At 58.0% G+C, this 15,343-nt stretch carries 17 protein-coding genes; 2 read left to right on the top strand and 15 right to left on the bottom strand.

Annotation, left to right across the window (positions count from 1 at the left end):
* From GRX64_RS07120 to ccmA, 7 genes are read right to left on the bottom strand one after another with little or no spacing between them, the layout of a single operon-like run.
* Positions 1–537, bottom strand: coding sequence for a DsbE family thiol:disulfide interchange protein (locus GRX64_RS07120; protein ID WP_166265250.1), 537 nt, complete (start codon positions 535–537; stop codon positions 1–3).
* Positions 534–2,561, bottom strand: a complete 2,028-nt coding sequence (locus tag GRX64_RS07115; protein ID WP_166265247.1) for a heme lyase CcmF/NrfE family subunit — start codon at positions 2,559–2,561, stop codon at positions 534–536. The genes GRX64_RS07120 and GRX64_RS07115 overlap by 4 nt, the downstream gene beginning before the upstream one ends.
* A gap of 24 nt (positions 2,562–2,585) precedes the next feature.
* Positions 2,586–3,053, bottom strand: a complete 468-nt coding sequence (gene ccmE / locus GRX64_RS07110) for a cytochrome c maturation protein CcmE (protein WP_166265244.1) — start codon at positions 3,051–3,053, stop codon at positions 2,586–2,588.
* Positions 3,054–3,074: 21 nt separating this feature from the next.
* Positions 3,075–3,326: a heme exporter protein CcmD gene (ccmD, locus tag GRX64_RS07105; protein WP_166265241.1), complete on the bottom strand. Its 252-nt coding sequence runs from the start codon at positions 3,324–3,326 to the stop codon at positions 3,075–3,077.
* Between the two features lie 15 nt (positions 3,327–3,341).
* Positions 3,342–4,076 (bottom strand): heme ABC transporter permease, encoded by a 735-nt coding sequence (locus tag GRX64_RS07100; protein ID WP_166265238.1) that lies wholly within the window; start codon positions 4,074–4,076, stop codon positions 3,342–3,344.
* A 16-nt stretch (positions 4,077–4,092) separates the two neighbouring features.
* On the bottom strand, positions 4,093–4,755 hold the full coding sequence (ccmB, locus tag GRX64_RS07095; protein ID WP_166266010.1) for a heme exporter protein CcmB: 663 nt from the start codon (positions 4,753–4,755) through the stop codon (positions 4,093–4,095).
* 52 nt (positions 4,756–4,807) lie between these two features.
* Positions 4,808–5,461 carry a cytochrome c biogenesis heme-transporting ATPase CcmA gene (ccmA, locus tag GRX64_RS07090; protein ID WP_166265235.1) on the bottom strand — a complete coding sequence of 218 codons (654 nt, stop codon included), beginning with the start codon at positions 5,459–5,461 and terminating at the stop codon, positions 4,808–4,810.
* A 203-nt stretch (positions 5,462–5,664) separates the two neighbouring features.
* Here ccmA and fliK point away from each other — a divergent pair, with 203 nt between their 5' ends.
* On the top strand, positions 5,665–7,062 hold the full coding sequence (gene fliK / locus GRX64_RS07085; RefSeq protein WP_235937554.1) for a flagellar hook-length control protein FliK: 1,398 nt from the start codon (positions 5,665–5,667) through the stop codon (positions 7,060–7,062).
* A gap of 83 nt (positions 7,063–7,145) precedes the next feature.
* Positions 7,146–7,433, top strand: a complete 288-nt coding sequence (locus tag GRX64_RS07080) for an EscU/YscU/HrcU family type III secretion system export apparatus switch protein (protein ID WP_166265232.1) — start codon at positions 7,146–7,148, stop codon at positions 7,431–7,433.
* A 31-nt stretch (positions 7,434–7,464) separates the two neighbouring features.
* Here the strand turns inward: GRX64_RS07080 and GRX64_RS07075 are convergent, their stop codons facing one another.
* The 8 genes from GRX64_RS07075 to GRX64_RS07040 all read right to left on the bottom strand — a co-directional run bounded on the left by GRX64_RS07075 (position 7,465) and on the right by GRX64_RS07040 (position 15,341).
* Positions 7,465–7,869, bottom strand: a complete 405-nt coding sequence (locus GRX64_RS07075) for a DUF2802 domain-containing protein (RefSeq protein WP_235937553.1) — start codon at positions 7,867–7,869, stop codon at positions 7,465–7,467.
* An 80-nt stretch (positions 7,870–7,949) separates the two neighbouring features.
* Positions 7,950–8,438, bottom strand: coding sequence for a chemotaxis protein CheW (locus GRX64_RS07070; protein ID WP_166265229.1), 489 nt, complete (start codon positions 8,436–8,438; stop codon positions 7,950–7,952).
* A gap of 161 nt (positions 8,439–8,599) precedes the next feature.
* Positions 8,600–9,394: a CheW domain-containing protein gene (locus GRX64_RS07065; protein ID WP_166265226.1), complete on the bottom strand. Its 795-nt coding sequence runs from the start codon at positions 9,392–9,394 to the stop codon at positions 8,600–8,602.
* Positions 9,395–9,455: 61 nt separating this feature from the next.
* A complete protein-coding gene (locus GRX64_RS07060) occupies positions 9,456–10,244 on the bottom strand; it encodes a ParA family protein (protein ID WP_166265223.1) in 789 nt (262 codons plus the stop codon).
* Between the two features lie 141 nt (positions 10,245–10,385).
* Positions 10,386–11,165 carry a flagellar motor protein MotD gene (gene motD, locus GRX64_RS07055; RefSeq protein ID WP_166265220.1) on the bottom strand — a complete coding sequence of 260 codons (780 nt, stop codon included), beginning with the start codon at positions 11,163–11,165 and terminating at the stop codon, positions 10,386–10,388.
* Positions 11,166–11,247: 82 nt separating this feature from the next.
* On the bottom strand, positions 11,248–11,988 hold the full coding sequence (locus GRX64_RS07050) for a flagellar motor protein (protein ID WP_166265217.1): 741 nt from the start codon (positions 11,986–11,988) through the stop codon (positions 11,248–11,250).
* A complete protein-coding gene (locus tag GRX64_RS07045; RefSeq protein ID WP_166265214.1) occupies positions 11,988–13,118 on the bottom strand; it encodes a protein-glutamate methylesterase/protein-glutamine glutaminase in 1,131 nt (376 codons plus the stop codon). Before GRX64_RS07045 ends, GRX64_RS07050 begins: the two co-directional genes overlap by 1 nt.
* Before the next feature lie 36 nt (positions 13,119–13,154).
* The gene (locus GRX64_RS07040; RefSeq protein ID WP_166265211.1) at positions 13,155–15,341 is read right to left on the bottom strand and encodes a chemotaxis protein CheA; all 2,187 of its coding nucleotides are present in this window, start codon (positions 15,339–15,341) and stop codon (positions 13,155–13,157) included.
* Positions 15,342–15,343: the final 2 nt, after the last annotated feature.

The raw sequence follows: 15,343 nt of genomic DNA, 5'->3' as shown, positions 1-15,343 counted from the left end.
TTACCCTTCCTTTTGATAACTGCGGACAATGGGTTCGAGCTTTTCACGCCACACGGCCTTGTTGACCACCCCGACGTGGCGATAACGGACAATGCCATTTTTATCAATTATGTAGGTTTCGGGTGCACCATAGACGCCAAGGTCAAACCCCAGCCGGCCCTGAGGGTCAAACAGATTGACCTGGTAAGGGTCACCCAAACGGCGGAGCCACTGCAGCGCCTGATCCCGGTTGTCCTTGTAGTTGAGGCCGATAATCGGCACGCCCTTGTCTTGCGCCAGCCAAATCAGGTCAGGATGCTCATCACGGCAGGACGGGCACCAGGTGCCCCATACATTCAGCAACGACACCTGCCCCTTGAAGACATCCGTATTGAACGTGACATCCGGACTCTCAAGCTTGGCCAGCTCGAATGCTGGCACGGGCTTACCAATGAGGGCCGACTCGAGATGAGTCGGGTCCTTGCCGATACCCGCGAGCAACACCATACCCAAAGTGACCGCCAGCACGACCGGAACGAACAGGAACAGGCGCTTCATGATGCACCCCCCGGGAGCGGATCAGCGCGGCGGTTGGCCAGCGCGCCCTGGGCATCCGGTTCAGGCACCCGGGCAGGCTCCGTTGTCGGCAGTTTGTCCTTGATCCGGTATCGGCGGTCCGCAATTGCCAGAAATCCACCCGCCGCCATGAATATCGCGCCCAACCAAACCCAGCGAATCAACGGCTTGTACTGCAGGCGCATGGCCCAGGCGTCGTCGGAAACCCGTTCTCCGAGGGCGACAAACAGGTCGCGGAACAGACCGCCATCAATGCCGGCTTCCGTCATCATATTACGCTGCACCTGATATTGCCGTTTCTCAGGATACAGGGTGGTCACTGGCCGGCCACCGCGTGAAATGTCGACCTGCGCAGTCTGGGCCACAAAGTTAGCACCCTGACGTTCGCCAATTTTAACAAACTCAAACTGCAGGTCGTGAATCTCGGCAACGTCCCCGGGGGTCATCCGCACGTCTCGCTCAATGCCGTAATTGGATACCACGGTGGCACCCGACATGGTCAGGGCAATACCGAGATGCCCCAGCACCATGCCGTAATAGCTGCGCGTCTGACGCCGTAACCCATGCCAGCGACCTTTTCTGGAGCTCGATTTCTGCCAAAGATCCTGAAAAGTCGCGACCGCAATCCACGCAGCACCAAAGCAACCGGCAAATGCCCAGGGCTTGAACTCGCCCAGCCACAATGGCACCAACACCGCCATAATCAGGCTGATCGCCAGTGGCCACAGCAGCTTACGGGACAGCCAGCCGCCATCGGTTTTCTTCCAGCGGGAGAAAATACCGGCCCCCATCAGCAATGCCAGCGCTATGGCCACAGGAGAAAACGTCAGGTTGTAAAAAGGTTCACCAATTGATAGTCGGCCCATGCCCAGGTAGTCGAGTATCAGTGGGTAGAGCGTGCCCACCAGGACCAGCAGCATCGCCGCCATCAGCAGGACGTTGTTGAGCAGTAAAAACACTTCGCGCGACGCCGAGCCATAACGTATCCGGGAATGCACGACCGGCGCCCGAAACGCGTAGAGGGTCAGGCTGGAAATGATGGTGATGGCCAGCAGGGCCAGCAGAAATTGCCCGCGGGTGGGGTCGGAGGCGAAGGCATGCACGGAGGTAAGCACCCCCGAGCGCACCAGGAATGCGCCCAACAGGCTCAATGAAAACGTCAATATGGCCAGCAGGACCGTCCAGCTTTTGAACACGCCGCGCTTCTCGGTCACCGCCAACGAATGAACCAGCGCGGTACCCGCCAGCCAGGGCAGTAACGATGCGTTCTCAACCGGATCCCAGAACCACCAGCCGCCCCAGCCGAGCTCGTAATAGGCCCACCAACTGCCCAGCGCAATCCCCAGGGACAGGAAAGCCCAGGCAACGGTGGTCCATGGCCTGGACCAACGCGCCCATGCGGCGTCCAGACGGCCGTTGATCAAGGCTGCAATGGCAAAGGCGAAGACCACCGAGAACCCCACGTAGCCCATGTACAGCATGGGTGGATGGATGATGAGGCCAAAATCCTGCAACAGGGGATTCAGGTCCGCGCCATCCGTCGGCACGTTGGGCAAAATGCGCTCAAACGGGTTTGAGGTGAGCAGCAGAAACAACAGGAACCCCACACTGACCATGCCCATAACCGAGAGCACCTGGGCAATCATCACCGATGGCAGACGCCGACTGAAGATTGCCACCGCCAGGGTCCAGCCGGCCAGAATCAAAACCCACAACAACAGTGAGCCTTCGTGACTGCCCCATACCGCACTGAATTTGAAGTACCAGGGCAGCAGGCTGTTGCTGTTATTGGCGACGTAGGCAACAGAAAAGTCATCGACCATAAACGCATGGGTCAACAACCCAAACGCGATGGCGACAAAGACAAACTGGCCCGCCGCCAGGGGCCGGGCGAACGCCTGCAGGCTGTCTCGGCCGGTCAGCGACCCCGCCAGAGGCACCACCGCCAGCGGAATAGCCAGCATAAGCGCCAAAATCAGCGAAAACTGTCCAAGTTCCGGAAACATTCGTTTCTCCCAACAGAATCTGAATTAATACTCGGGGATCGATTGTGCGGTATTTTTCTCTGCCCGCGCCGCCGCTTTCTCCAGAGAGTCTTTGACCTCCGGTGGCATGTAGTTCTCATCGTGTTTGGCCAACACTTCATCCGCCACAAAGACACCGTCAGGCCCCATGCGCCCGGTGGCCACCACGCCCTGCCCTTCAGCGAACAGGTCCGGCAATATACCGGTGTATTCCATCACCACCGATGACTCAAAATCGGTCACTCGGAACCTCACTCGCAAACTCTCCGGGTCACGCTTAACCGAATTTTCCTCCACCATGCCACCTGCACGAATTCGCACATCCTGAGGGGCATCACCCGCAGCAATTTGGCTGGGGTCGTAGAATAAACTGATGTTCTGCCGTAACGCATAGGTCGCCAAGCCGACGGCAATGCCAAGTCCCACCAACAGAAACAGCACAATGGTCAGACGTTTTTTTCGAATCGGATGCATTTTTAGCCCAGTTTAAGAATGTCAGGGTGAGTGGAACTGTGACGGGTTGATGGCGTCGGATTGGCCCATCTCGTGACCGCTGGCCGAACGGCTGGTCGCTTTCCGGGATTCGAGTTGCCATTGCCGACGTAACCTGCGCTCTAATTGACGACGCTGTTGAAAAGACCATATTGTCAGCAGACCAAGCACCAGAAAGAAGGCGCCATAACAGGTCCAGACATAGGGCCCGTGGCCCTCCATTACCCAAAATGCATGCAACGAATCAAACGCCATCACGCTATCACCCTGTCAGGGCCGAACGAACGCTTTCACCCACTGGGTGCGGCGCTCACGGTAGAGAATTTCGGTTTGCATACGGACAAACGCCAACCAGCCAAACAGCAGGTAAAGCCCCAACACCACCATCAGCAGTGGCACCCACATTTCGGCCGGCATACTGGGCTTTTCCGTCAGCTTGAAAGTGGCAGGCTGATGCAGGGTATTCCACCACTCAACGGAATACTTAATAATGGGAATATTGATCACGCCCACCAATACCAAGATCGCCACGGCACGGGCAGATGATTTTTCGTCGGCAATGGCCGCAGCAAGGGCCATCACTCCGAAATACAGGAACAACAGGATCAGCATCGAGGTCAGCCTCGCATCCCAGATCCACCAGGTTCCCCAGGTTGGCTTGCCCCAAACCGCACCGGTAAACAACGCCAAAAAAGTCAGTACGGCACCGACTGGCGCCACCGAACGCACAAACATATCGGCCAGCTTCATCCGCCATACCAGCGTGACCACCGCGGCAGTTGCCATCATGATATAGATCGACTGCGCCAGAAACGCCGTTGGCACATGGATGAAAATGATGCGGTAACTGTTGCCCTGCAAATAATCCTTGGGCGCAAAGCCCAGACCCCAGACTATGCCCGCCAAAGATAGAATCAGCCCGCTGATCAACAGCCACGGCAGCCAGCGACCGGCGATGCCATAGAACCACTTGGGAGACCCCAGCTTGTGAAAAAATTGCCACATCAGGCGCATACCTTACTCAACTGTTGGACAGGCTGATCCGCAGAGCGGCCGCCGACGCAAAAGGTGCCAACGTCATGGCCAGTACCAGAAAGGCCCCCAGCAACGCGAGGTAGGCGCCTACCGGTGCGCCCCCGACGGCCGCGTTGACTGTACCAGTGCCAAAAATTAGCACCGGTATGTACAGAGGGATGATCAGCAGTGACAACAAAACGCCACCGGATCTCAAGCCCAGAGTTAACGCCGCACCGATGGACCCGATAAAACTGAGCACCGGCGTTCCGATCAGCAGCGTTAGACATAATATTGCAATAGAGTTCCCATCAAGGTGCACCATCACGCCCAGCATGGGCGCAACCAGCACCAACGGCAGCCCGGTGACCAGCCAATGGGCCACGGTTTTGGCCAGCACCAGCAGGTACAGGGGTTGCGGTTGCAGCACCAGTTGCTCCAACGTGCCATCGTCAAAATCATGGCGAAACATATGATCCAGCGACAGCAAAGTGGACAACAATGCTGCTACCCAAAGGATACCGGCACCGGCCTGTTGAAGAAAGGATACTTCCGGACTAACTCCGAGCGGGAACAACGACACCACCATTACGAAGAACAGCAACGGATTCAACAGGTCCTGACGCTGCCGCAAACTGACACGCAGGTCACGGCGCAACACCGCCCACATGGCCGGAACAACACCGACTGCGGTGGGCACGCATGCTTGCACCGGGCGACATTCAGAATTCACAATGGCTCTCCTGCCCCAGACGAATGCGCCTCATGCCGGGTAGCGCCAGCGCGTGATGGGTGGTCACAATCACTGCGCCACCCTGCGCCACTCTCGATGCCAGCAGCTGTTCCAGGCCGGCCACGCCATCATGATCAATGGCGGTGAACGCTTCGTCCAGAATCCACAATGGCTCGTCTGACAACACCAGCCGGGCCAGGGCCACCCGGCGTGTCTGGCCTGCGGATAAATGCTGGCAAGGTATGTCTGTAAAGCCAGACAGGCCTGAGCGTTCCAGAGCATCAACGAGGCGGGCATCGTCCAACTCCCTTCGACCGGACATCAACGCGCGCAGGTTTTCCAGCGGCGTCAACAGCGCTTTGACCCCAGGCCGGTGACCGATGTACAGCAAATTTCGCAGGAACGACTCACGCGATGCGTCTCTGGATTCTCCGCGCCATAAAACCTCGCCCTCAAAGCCTCCGTGCAGTCCGGCCAGAATTCGCAACAAGGTGGTTTTCCCAGAGCCATTTGGCCCCTCGACACGGGTGAGCGTCCCGGGCACTATGGAGCATCCGAGACCCTGAAACAGAATTCGGTCATCGCGCTCACAGTAAAGGTCAACCGCCTGGAGTAACGGAGCGGAGGCGTTTTGTTCAGACATCAGGGCCCCAAAGCGCTGTTAAAACTGGGCTTGGTTTGGCCCGGCTCAGGAAAATCAAAATCCCGGCGATGTATCGACGGGCCATTCGGAGGACATGAGCCTCCGGCGGGCCATATTATAACGAAACCTTGGCGAAATTACTTTGTGGACTGACGAGTTCCGGATATTCACTCCGTCCGACAAACCAAGAGCGGTTGGTAACCATGAAAGTACCCATTAACGGCCACATGCCGGTACCCAAGGACACGCCTAAATCGACGCAGACTGGCGTGCCGGTGCCGGGGCAGACGCCCGGATCGGTGTCAACCGGGTTGGCTCAGCTTTTATCAGCCCAGGTCTTGCTCGACCGTCTGCAACTGGAAAATCAACAGGTGGTAAGCGCCAAAGTGGCCGAGATACTCAATCGCCAGCCCGGTGTGGCGGGTGATGCCATCCTTGAGCTTCGCGGTCAAAGCCTGCTGGTACGGGCTGCAATCGGCGAGACCAAGCTGGAACCCGGCGACTGGGTGAAAATAATGCGAGCCGGCAACGAGTTGCAGCTGATCGCCAAGCTGGCACCGACGCCAGACACCCGGATCGCTGAAGCATTGGCACAGCGGCTGCCCTGGCAGCAACGCCTGGACAGCGGTTTAAGTCAACTCATGGCGGCGCTGCCATCATCGGGGCAAAGTGAAACGTTGCGACTGACGCCACAAACGTTACCGGCGAGCACGCAGGAGGCGATCAGGCAGTTGGTGGCACGGCTGCCGGTGAGCACGGCCCTGACCCATACCTCACCAGCGTCGGCAACGGCCACCAAAGCCGGGACCGGACCACAAGGCAGCCCGCCGTCCAGCCCGCTGGCGACACAGGTGAAAACCTGGATTGCTGAGAGCGGCCTGTTTGCGGAAGCCCGGCTGACCCGCACACCGGATGCCGCGTTGCCGGACCTGAAACTGGCGCTCACCCGGATTGTCACCACGCTGCTAGCCCAACAGGGATTGGCCACCGAACATTTTAATCGATTCACACCACTGGCTAGCCATGAATTGGTTCAGGCGCCGCTGCAATTTCCCAATCAACTGCCACCGCCTCCAGCGGCTTCACGTTCGGAGCCTTTAAATGTGGGGCAGACCTTGAGGTTGCTGGCCGGCATGCTCAATCGAATATCGGTTAATCAACTTCACAGCCAAATGCTAACCAACCGAGCTACTGCAGACACCCCGGCACCGGCCACCTGGCTGATTGACCTGCCCTGGGTGACACCGCAAAACGAACCCCGGGTGGCCCAACTCAGGTTGGAGCAGTATGCCGCTGACGAGCGGGAAGGTGATGACCAACGCAAATCGGCCCGGGTCGCGGAATGGCGGTTTTCACTGGCGCTGGACCTGGATGATTCCGGTCCGGTCTATTTTGAGGTGTCTCTGCGTGAGCTGCAGGTATCCGCCCGGGTGTGGGCGGAAAAACAGGCGACGCTTCAACAGGCGCAAGCAGAACTCGACCAGTTGAGGGCGCGGCTCACTGAGCTCGGGCTGGAGGTAGTGGACCTCGATTGCCGACGCGGCAGCCCGCAAGGCGCCACCACCAAACTGGAGCAACGGCTGATTGATACCCGAGCCTGAACGACGGTGCCTGCCGGCCCGGCATGATGGCGACGCCGCAACACGGGGCTGCCGCCCAACGAGAGGTTTTAAGGGAGCAAGGCATGACGGAAGAACAACACCCCCAACGGGAAACCGCAGTGGCACTGAAGTACGACGGCAATCGGGCCCCCACGGTGGCTGCCAGCGGGCTCGATGACATTGCGGAAGAGATTATTCGTATTGCCAGAGAGCATGGTGTGCCGCTCTACGAAAATCCGGAACTTGCGGCGATTTTAGCGCGCCTGAACCTGGACGAGGAAATACCAGAAACGCTGTATCAGATCATCGCCGAAATTCTGGCGTTTGCCTTTAACCTGCAAGGCAAAACCCCTGCCGACGCAGGGGTATAAGGCTCTCGCTCCGGTCAGGCAATCGGCGGCATTATGCTGCTTGACGGTGTTTAAGCGCCGCCACCAATTCGGCTTCCGGGCGTGAAATACCACAGGTGTTCATCAGATCGTCAATATCGGCGCCCAACTCCACCAGCCGGGACGCTTCATCATAGGACACCCGAAGTGGGTCGTTCTGACGCATTTCATCCATCAGGCCGCGCAACTCGTGCAACTGGCGTTCACAGGTCACCACTCGGTGTCCCACGCCCATGCTGCCGCTGCCGGTGGCGTGCAGTTCGCGTCCGAGCGTATCGCAGCGGTCTTTGAGCTGCTGCCGGAGCAAACCAATCTGGCGTCGGGACAGGACCGCCTGCACGAACAGCAAGCTCAGTGCGCCAAAGGTCAAAATCCAGGGAACGAGGGCAGTCATGCCGCCAGCCAAATCGATTGTCATGCCCATCTCTATGTGCTCCTAAGGAGTATGACCATCGACATTCGCCTCAATCCCTACCCTTCCAACGGCGACTTATCCGATCAGAAAGATGCGATTTCGGCCCATTCGTGGTCTGTCAGCATTTTGTCAAACTCAACCAGGATGATGAGTTCGCCGTTTTTGTTACACACGCCCTGAATAAACTTGGCGCTCTCTTCGTTCCCCACGTTCGGGGCCGTTTCAATCTCACTGGACTTCAGGTAAACCACTTCAGCGACGGAGTCCACCAGAATACCCATCACCTGATTGGAGGATTCCATCACCACAATGCGAGTGGCATCCGTCACCTCTGCATCGGCCAGCCCAAACCGACGGCGGGTATCAATCACTGTCACCACGTTGCCGCGCAGGTTGATAATCCCCAATACGTAGTCTGGAGCACCGGGAACCGGGGCAATTTCGGTGTAACGCAGAACCTCCTGGATTTGCATTACGCCAATCCCGTAAGTCTCCTCATCCAACCGAAATGTAACGTACTGCAATACCTGATCGTCTTGACCCTGATTCTGTTGTCCACTCTGGGAAGCCATAATGCACGTTCTCCTGAACAGGCTGCCCGAACGGAACAACCTGATTGTCAAAAAATCATCATCCGCGCCCCATACTATAGTTCAGGGCATAAACCGTGCCAGCCTGCTCCGATTTCATTCCGGATTTCGGGCCAGCCGCTACAAGCGGTGCTGCTCTCGCGTTATTCCAGTGCCAGCCGATGCTCGCGCTCAGCCCGCGCCAGCAAGTTAGCCATAGTACCAACGTCAATCAAGGCGCACATGTGCTTTATGACCGTACCCGCCAGCCAAGGTCGTTTGCTGCGGGTTGATCGCCAGCGAACCTCGTTCGGGTCGAGGGTAAACGACTGTGCGACGTCGTCACAGGCCAACGCCCACTCACTGTCGTCCAGCCGGATTACAAACTGATAGCCTTCTCGGGCACCCTCCGGCACTCGCCCCGCCATAATCCACTGTGCCGTGTCTACAACCCGCAAATTATGATCCCGATCTGGCAACATGCCCATGTACCAGGGCGGTCGCCCGGGTATTGGCTTAACCTTGGCTTCCATGCGGTGAATGGCGCCCAACAACACCAAAGGTACAGCCAACTGCAGGCCCGCCACGCGGAAGATAAGACATTCGAACGGTTTTTCAGACCAGTCAGGGCGGACCGAAGGCGGGGCGTCCGCCGGTGGCTGTTCCTGTTCGGCTATTGGACCGACAACCGGAGTTGGCGTATTGCGAACGCGCGCTTCTTGCAGTCGGCTCACCGGTAGTGGTGGAGCAGGCTTCGGCACCACCGGTGCCGGGGCCAGCTCCGCCTTGGCGGCCGGTGCTGATACCACGGGCGTTCTGGCCGGTATCGTTAACGCCACTGCCGGCGCTGCAACTTCGTCTTCCCGAGCGCTGTCGGTGGCCGTTTGTAACAGTTCATCCAGATAACTGGCAAGCGCCGTCGCTGGGTCCGCTTGGTCCAGCTTACGAGAGGACGTCATGGCGCCCCCTGGATCATTACCGGGCCCAAGGCCTGCAATGTCAAAAGATTGGCAGCGGGCATTACTTGGTTCCCGCCTGCATTGCGCTGCTGACCAGGTCCTCAAGTAAGCGACGGTAGGCTCGCACGCCATGGGTTTCTGGATCCAGGTCAGACGGCACCAAGCCGGCCTGACTGGCGTCCCGGAATTTGGTGTCCACCGGAATCGCAAAACGCCATAGCGTGTCGGGGTGGTTTTTACGCAGGGTATTCAAACTCTTCACCGACGCCTGGGTGCGACGGTCAAACAGAGTGGGCACGATGGTGTAAGCAAGCTTTTTCTTTTGCGAACGCATAATCATTTCAAGTGTGTGCAACATGCGCTCCAGACCCTTGATGGCCAGAAACTCCGTTTGCACCGGGATAATCAGGTGTTGTGCGGCGGCCAGAGCGTTCACCATCAATACCCCCAGCGACGGCGTATTATCGAGCAGCACGTAATCGAAATCGTCCCATAATTGCGCCAGCGCGCGGGACATGATCAACCCCATACCCTCAACCCCGATCATCCGTCGTTCAAGTGTCGCCAGCGCCGTACTGGCCGGCAGCAGCGACATACCCTGACAATGGGTCTCGGTAACCAACTGCGCCGGTAAACCATCGGGCACTTTGCCCTGATGTTGAAACAGATCAAAGACACTGTGGGCCAGAGTATCCGGATCCAGGCCAAACCAGCTGGTCAGAGAGCCGTGCGGGTCCAGATCCACCACCAGCACACGCTTACCCCGGCCCGCCAGAAGTCCGGCAAGGGCTACCACGGTGGTCGTCTTACCGACACCGCCTTTTTGATTGGCTATGGCCCAAATTCGCACACTGACTCCCCGGGTATTTAACTGTTCTGAATCTGCTTATCGGCGAAACGCGGCGTTCCTTGAAGAAGGCACGGCAATTTATTGCCCGATTTTGAACGGTGCAAAAAAAGAAATACAGAAACCATGCCAATATGCCGAAGCTTAACGCATCGCCCCGCGGATACTGGCGTCCCGGGAGATCAGCAGGACCACGCGACGATTACGACTGCGCCCTTCGTTTGTATCGTTGCGTGCGACCGGCTGGAATTCGCCGTAGCCGATGGCCGCCATGCGTTGAGGTTCGACACCCTCCATAGCCAACACACGCACAACGGCCGCGGCGCGGGCGGTGGACAACTCCCAGTTGGAAGGAAAGGCCGATGTCTGTATTGGCCGGTTGTCGGTAAATCCCTCCACCCGCACCGCATTGTCGCGAGACGTCAGCACTCTGGCGATCGACTCAAGCAACTCAAACGCGTCAAAATGCGGCTCGGCGTCTCCACTGCCGAACAACAGACTGTTGCGGAGGCTCAGTTCGATCCAGCGATCGCTGGTCTCAAGCGTCACCACGCCCTGATTGATCAGCTCATCAAACTCCAACGCCAACTGGTCTGCCATGGCCCGCAGCGCTTCACTGCGCTGCTGTTCGTCCGTTTCTGGGTTCCGTGGAGCCTCGGTCACAGGCAGAGGGATCACTTGCTCGCGCGACGGCAGCGTCTCCGGCGCCTGCTCACCCACTTCAATCGGGTTTACGGTTCGCTGGGGTGCATTGAACACGCCAGTCAGGGTCTCGGACAGCACCTTGTATTTGCCTTCATTGACCGAGGACACGGAATACATCACGACGAAAAAAGCGAACAGGAGGGTGATAAAATCAGCGTAGGAAATCAGCCAACGCTCTTTGTTATGAAATTCATCCCGAGTGGATCGCCGGCGTCGCACGACTACCCTCCGTCCAGGGCATTGGGACGGGGTCGATTACTGCCGGGCAGCGACCGTTGGATCAAGCAGTACGTAGGTGGCATCAGTGCAAAAACCCACGCAGTCGTAACTCTATGGAGCGGGGGTTCTCACCTTCCGCAATGGCAATGATGCCGTCAATCATCATGTCCTCATAGCGCACACGCACACTCACCAGCCCTCGAAGCTTGTTGGCAACGGGGAAAAACAGCAGGTTGGCCAACGCGACCCCGTAAATGGTTGCCACGAATGCCGTCGCAATGCCAGCGCCGAGCGTGCTGGGATTTTCCAGGTTGGTCATCACCTGGATCAGCCCCATCACCGCACCGATAATGCCAATGGTGGGCGAATAGCCACCCATTGCTTCAAACACCCGCGCCGCATCCAGGTCCCGCTGCTCACGGGATTCCAGATCGACCTCCATAATGCTGCGAATCGATTCCGGTTCAGCACCGTCTACCAAGAGCTGCAGGCCCTTGCGAGCAAAGGTCTCAGGCTCCCGTTCCGCCAGGCCCTCCAGACCAAGCAGCCCCTGTTTGCGCGCCCTGACACTCCAGTCGATGACTTTCCCAATACCGTCTTCCAGGCCCACATACGGTGGCAGGAACACCCAACGGAGTTGCGAAAACGCGCGTCGGAGCACCGGCCAGGAGGTCTGAAGCGCGGTCGCAGCCAACGTCCCCCCCACAACAATCAACGCCGCCGGACCGTTGAACAGAGAGCTCAATGCGCCGCCCTCCAGCAAATTGCCGCCCAGAATTGCGACAAATGCCAGAATGATGCCGAGTAAGCTCAGAATGTCCATCAGCTAACGCCTTCCATAAGCCGGTTGCCGATGTCCTGCAGTGGTAACACCTCATCCGATAAGCCCGCTTTAGCGACCGCCATGGGCATACCGTAAATAACGGAAGTTTTTTCATCCTGGGACCAGACGATCGAGCCGGACGCTTTCATTAAGCGACAACCCTCTTTGCCGTCCGCCCCCATCCCCGTCAGGATGACGCCCAATGTCTTACCAGGAAAGCTCCGGGCGAGGGAGCCAAACGTGACGTCGGCACAAGGTTTGTAGTTCAGTCGCTCATCCCCGGGCAAAATACGGACCCGGCCTTGTCCACCCCGATTTTCAATCATCATCTGCTTGCCACCCGGCGCCAGCAATGCCAGGCCAGGCTTGAGCACGTCGCCCTCTTTTGCCTCGCGCACGTCGATGTTGCACAACTTGTTGAGGCGATCCGCAAACGCCGGCGTGAAACTCGCAGGCATATGCTGCACCAGCACAATGGGCGCCGGAAAATTTTTCGGTAACACTGTCAGCACTTTTTGTAGTGCGATGGGGCCGCCGGTGGACGTGCCGATTCCGACCACGTCGTAATGTCGCGGTGGCGTCTTGCGGCCTGAACTGCGAACCGCCTGCTCCGGTTCCGGAGTTGAGCGTTGTAACGTGGCACGCCCGCCGGTGGCCGGACGGACGGGCGCCGGTGCGACGCGAGGCCTGGCAGACAGCGGCGGTGCTGAGCGGTTGGGGCGGGTGCCCGGGCCGCTGCGGGCCACACTCAAAATCCGATCCCGCAGGATTTGCTGAAGCTGGCTGGTGTCTTTCGCTATATCTTCAAAATTCTTGGGCAGGAAATCGACCGCACCGGCATCCAAGGCGTCCAAGGTCACACGGGCGCCATCGTAGGTCAGCGATGAAAACATCAGCACCGGCACGAACTGGTGCTTGAGAATTTCCCTGACGGCAGTAATGCCGTCCATCACCGGCATTTCGTAATCCATGGTGATGACGTCAGGACGCAGCTTTTGCGCCATCTCGACGCCTTCACGGCCATTGGTGGCAACACCCACTACCTGAATGTCGCCGGAGGCACTGAGGATTTCAGTCAGTCGCTTACGAAAAAAACCTGAATCATCAACGACCAGGACAGAAACCGCCATGTACTCCTCCTTCCACTGGGTTAACGGGGCGCTGCATCAGCCGTAATGCTGAAGTAGGCTGGGGACATCAATAATCAGGGCGATTCGGCCATCACCCGTGATTGTCGCGCCGGCCATTCCCGGCGTGCCCAGAAGAGCCCGCCCCAGAGGTTTGATCACCACCTCTTCCTGACCGATCAACTGATCCACCACAAAGCCCACGCGCTTGGTGCCCATGGCAACAATCACAACGTGACCATTTTTAGGCTGCGGAGCATTAGCCGCGCCTTTGATCAACCAGCGCTTGATATGAAACAGTGGAAATACCTTGTCCCGGACAACGATGCATTCCCGACCATCGACGATGTTCTTTTTACTCAGGTCAAGGTGGAAAATCTCAACCACGTTCACCAACGGCAACGCAAAAGACTGGTCGCCCAGCATGATCATCAGCGTCGGCATGATGGCCAGGGTCAGCGGGACCTTGATCACAATGCGCGAGCCCTTGCCGAGTTCTGACTCCACGCTGATCATGCCATTTAACTGGCCGATCTTCGTTTTAACCACGTCCATGCCGACACCGCGGCCGGATACATCGGAGATCTGGTCTTTGGTGGAGAATCCGGCCGCAAAAATCAGGTTGTAGCAGTCGTTCTTGCTGAGACGATCGGCCGCATCCTGTTCATAAAGACCTTTTTCGACGGCCTTCTGACGAAGCTTGTCCGGGTCCATGCCGGCACCGTCGTCTTCAATCACCAGCAGGATGTGGTCCCCTTCCTGCTCGGCGGACAGCTTGACCAGCCCCACTCGAGGCTTGCCAGCTTTTTCCCGGACATCGGGCGGCTCTATACCATGGTCCACCGAATTCCGCACCAGGTGGACCAGGGGATCCGACAGGGCCTCGACCAGGTTTTTGTCCAGGTCAGTATCTTCACCCTGCATCACCAGATTGATTTCTTTCTTCAGGCTCCGGGCCAGATCCCGAACAACCCTCGGAAAACGACCAAAAACTTTCTTGATCGGCTGCATGCGGGTCTGCATGACCGCCGCCTGCAAATCGGTGGTGACCACATCCAGATTGGAAACCGCTTTCTGCATGTGTTCATCTTCGCTGTTGGAACCCAGACGTTGGAGACGATTACGCACCAACACCAGCTCACCCACCATGTTCATGATGTCGTCCAGGCGCTTGGTGTCCACCCGCACCGTTGTCTCAGCCACAGGTGCAGCCCCATCCCGGGCAGGGACTGCGGGCGTTGGCGCCGGATTATCCGCGCTTGGCGAATGGGCCGCATTGCCGGTCGTTGCCGGCTTCGCTGAGGGTTTGGCCGCCGGCTTCTTTGGTGTTTTATCGTTGGGTGTTTTATCGGCGGGCGTTTGATCGCGACCCGTTGCAGCCACCGTCGGACTTTTGCCTTTGCCGTGAAGCTCGTCCAGCAAGTTTTCAAATTCATCGTCACTGATCAGCTCATCACTCCCGGAGGCACTGCTCCCCGCAGAGGCCGGCGAGCCTGTGTCAGCGGCTTTGGGCTTGGACGCTTTAGGTTCAGCGTCAACCGCGCCGGAAAACTGACCTTTACCATGAAGGTTATCCAGCAAGGCTTCAAACTCATCATCCGTGATGTCATCGTTGTCTGAGGAAGCCACCGCCAAGTCATCGGCGGCCGCACTGCCCTCGCCTATCGCCGCAGTCGCCGCCGGAGCATTCTGCTGCCGGCCATCCTGCAGCGCATCAAGGAGCCTCTCAAATTCTTCGTCGGTGATATCGCCCTGATCGTCGGACTCCGAGTCCTGAAAAGGCGTGTCATCCGAATCCTCCGACACCGCCTCGTCGGGGTCGGCAGTGTCTTCGCTCGCAGGCCGGGCAAAGCCATCCAGCGCCCGAATCAATTCGTCTGGAGCAGGAATCAATTCGTCACGATTGCGAACCTGATCAAACATGGCATTGACGTGGTCGAGTGTTTCCAGCACCACGTCCATGAGTTCGGAATCCACCCTGCGCTTTTGGTTCCGCAACGTGTCAAACACATTTTCGGCCGAATGGCAGCAGTTAACCAGTGCATCCAACTGCAAAAAACCGGCCCCACCCTTGACGGTGTGAAAGCCTCTGAAGATGGCATTCAGAAGGTCACTGTCATCCGGATTGCGCTCAAGATCCACAAGCTGCTCGGATAATTTCTCGAGTATCTCGCCGGCCTCAACCAGAAAGTCCTGCAGAATTTCTTCATCAGCGTCAAATGCCATGC

The sequence above is a fragment of the Marinobacter caseinilyticus genome, from assembly GCF_011074955.1.
GTDB classification, from domain to species: Bacteria; Pseudomonadota; Gammaproteobacteria; order Pseudomonadales; family Oleiphilaceae; genus Marinobacter; species Marinobacter caseinilyticus.
Note: the sequence above shows the minus strand (reverse complement) of the source record. Positions and strands in the feature narration are given on the sequence as shown.

What these genes read in the sequence shown, in the direction of transcription:
- GRX64_RS07120 (WP_166265250.1), bottom strand. Translation starts at nt 537, where the DNA reads ATGAAGCGCCTGTTCCTGTTCGTTCCGGTCGTGCTGGCGGTCACTTTG.
- GRX64_RS07115 (WP_166265247.1), bottom strand. Translation starts at nt 2,561, where the DNA reads ATGTTTCCGGAACTTGGACAGTTTTCGCTGATTTTGGCGCTTATGCTG.
- ccmE (WP_166265244.1), bottom strand. Translation starts at nt 3,053, where the DNA reads ATGCATCCGATTCGAAAAAAACGTCTGACCATTGTGCTGTTTCTGTTG.
- ccmD (WP_166265241.1), bottom strand. Translation starts at nt 3,326, where the DNA reads ATGGCGTTTGATTCGTTGCATGCATTTTGGGTAATGGAGGGCCACGGG.
- GRX64_RS07100 (WP_166265238.1), bottom strand. Translation starts at nt 4,076, where the DNA reads ATGTGGCAATTTTTTCACAAGCTGGGGTCTCCCAAGTGGTTCTATGGC.
- ccmB (WP_166266010.1), bottom strand. Translation starts at nt 4,755, where the DNA reads ATGTGGGCGGTGTTGCGCCGTGACCTGCGTGTCAGTTTGCGGCAGCGT.
- ccmA (WP_166265235.1), bottom strand. Translation starts at nt 5,461, where the DNA reads ATGTCTGAACAAAACGCCTCCGCTCCGTTACTCCAGGCGGTTGACCTT.
- fliK (WP_235937554.1), top strand. Translation starts at nt 5,665, where the DNA reads ATGAAAGTACCCATTAACGGCCACATGCCGGTACCCAAGGACACGCCT.
- GRX64_RS07080 (WP_166265232.1), top strand. Translation starts at nt 7,146, where the DNA reads ATGACGGAAGAACAACACCCCCAACGGGAAACCGCAGTGGCACTGAAG.
- GRX64_RS07075 (WP_235937553.1), bottom strand. Translation starts at nt 7,869, where the DNA reads ATGACAATCGATTTGGCTGGCGGCATGACTGCCCTCGTTCCCTGGATT.
- GRX64_RS07070 (WP_166265229.1), bottom strand. Translation starts at nt 8,438, where the DNA reads ATGGCTTCCCAGAGTGGACAACAGAATCAGGGTCAAGACGATCAGGTA.
- GRX64_RS07065 (WP_166265226.1), bottom strand. Translation starts at nt 9,394, where the DNA reads ATGACGTCCTCTCGTAAGCTGGACCAAGCGGACCCAGCGACGGCGCTT.
- GRX64_RS07050 (WP_166265217.1), bottom strand. Translation starts at nt 11,988, where the DNA reads ATGGACATTCTGAGCTTACTCGGCATCATTCTGGCATTTGTCGCAATT.
- GRX64_RS07045 (WP_166265214.1), bottom strand. Translation starts at nt 13,118, where the DNA reads ATGGCGGTTTCTGTCCTGGTCGTTGATGATTCAGGTTTTTTTCGTAAG.
- GRX64_RS07040 (WP_166265211.1), bottom strand. Translation starts at nt 15,341, where the DNA reads ATGGCATTTGACGCTGATGAAGAAATTCTGCAGGACTTTCTGGTTGAG.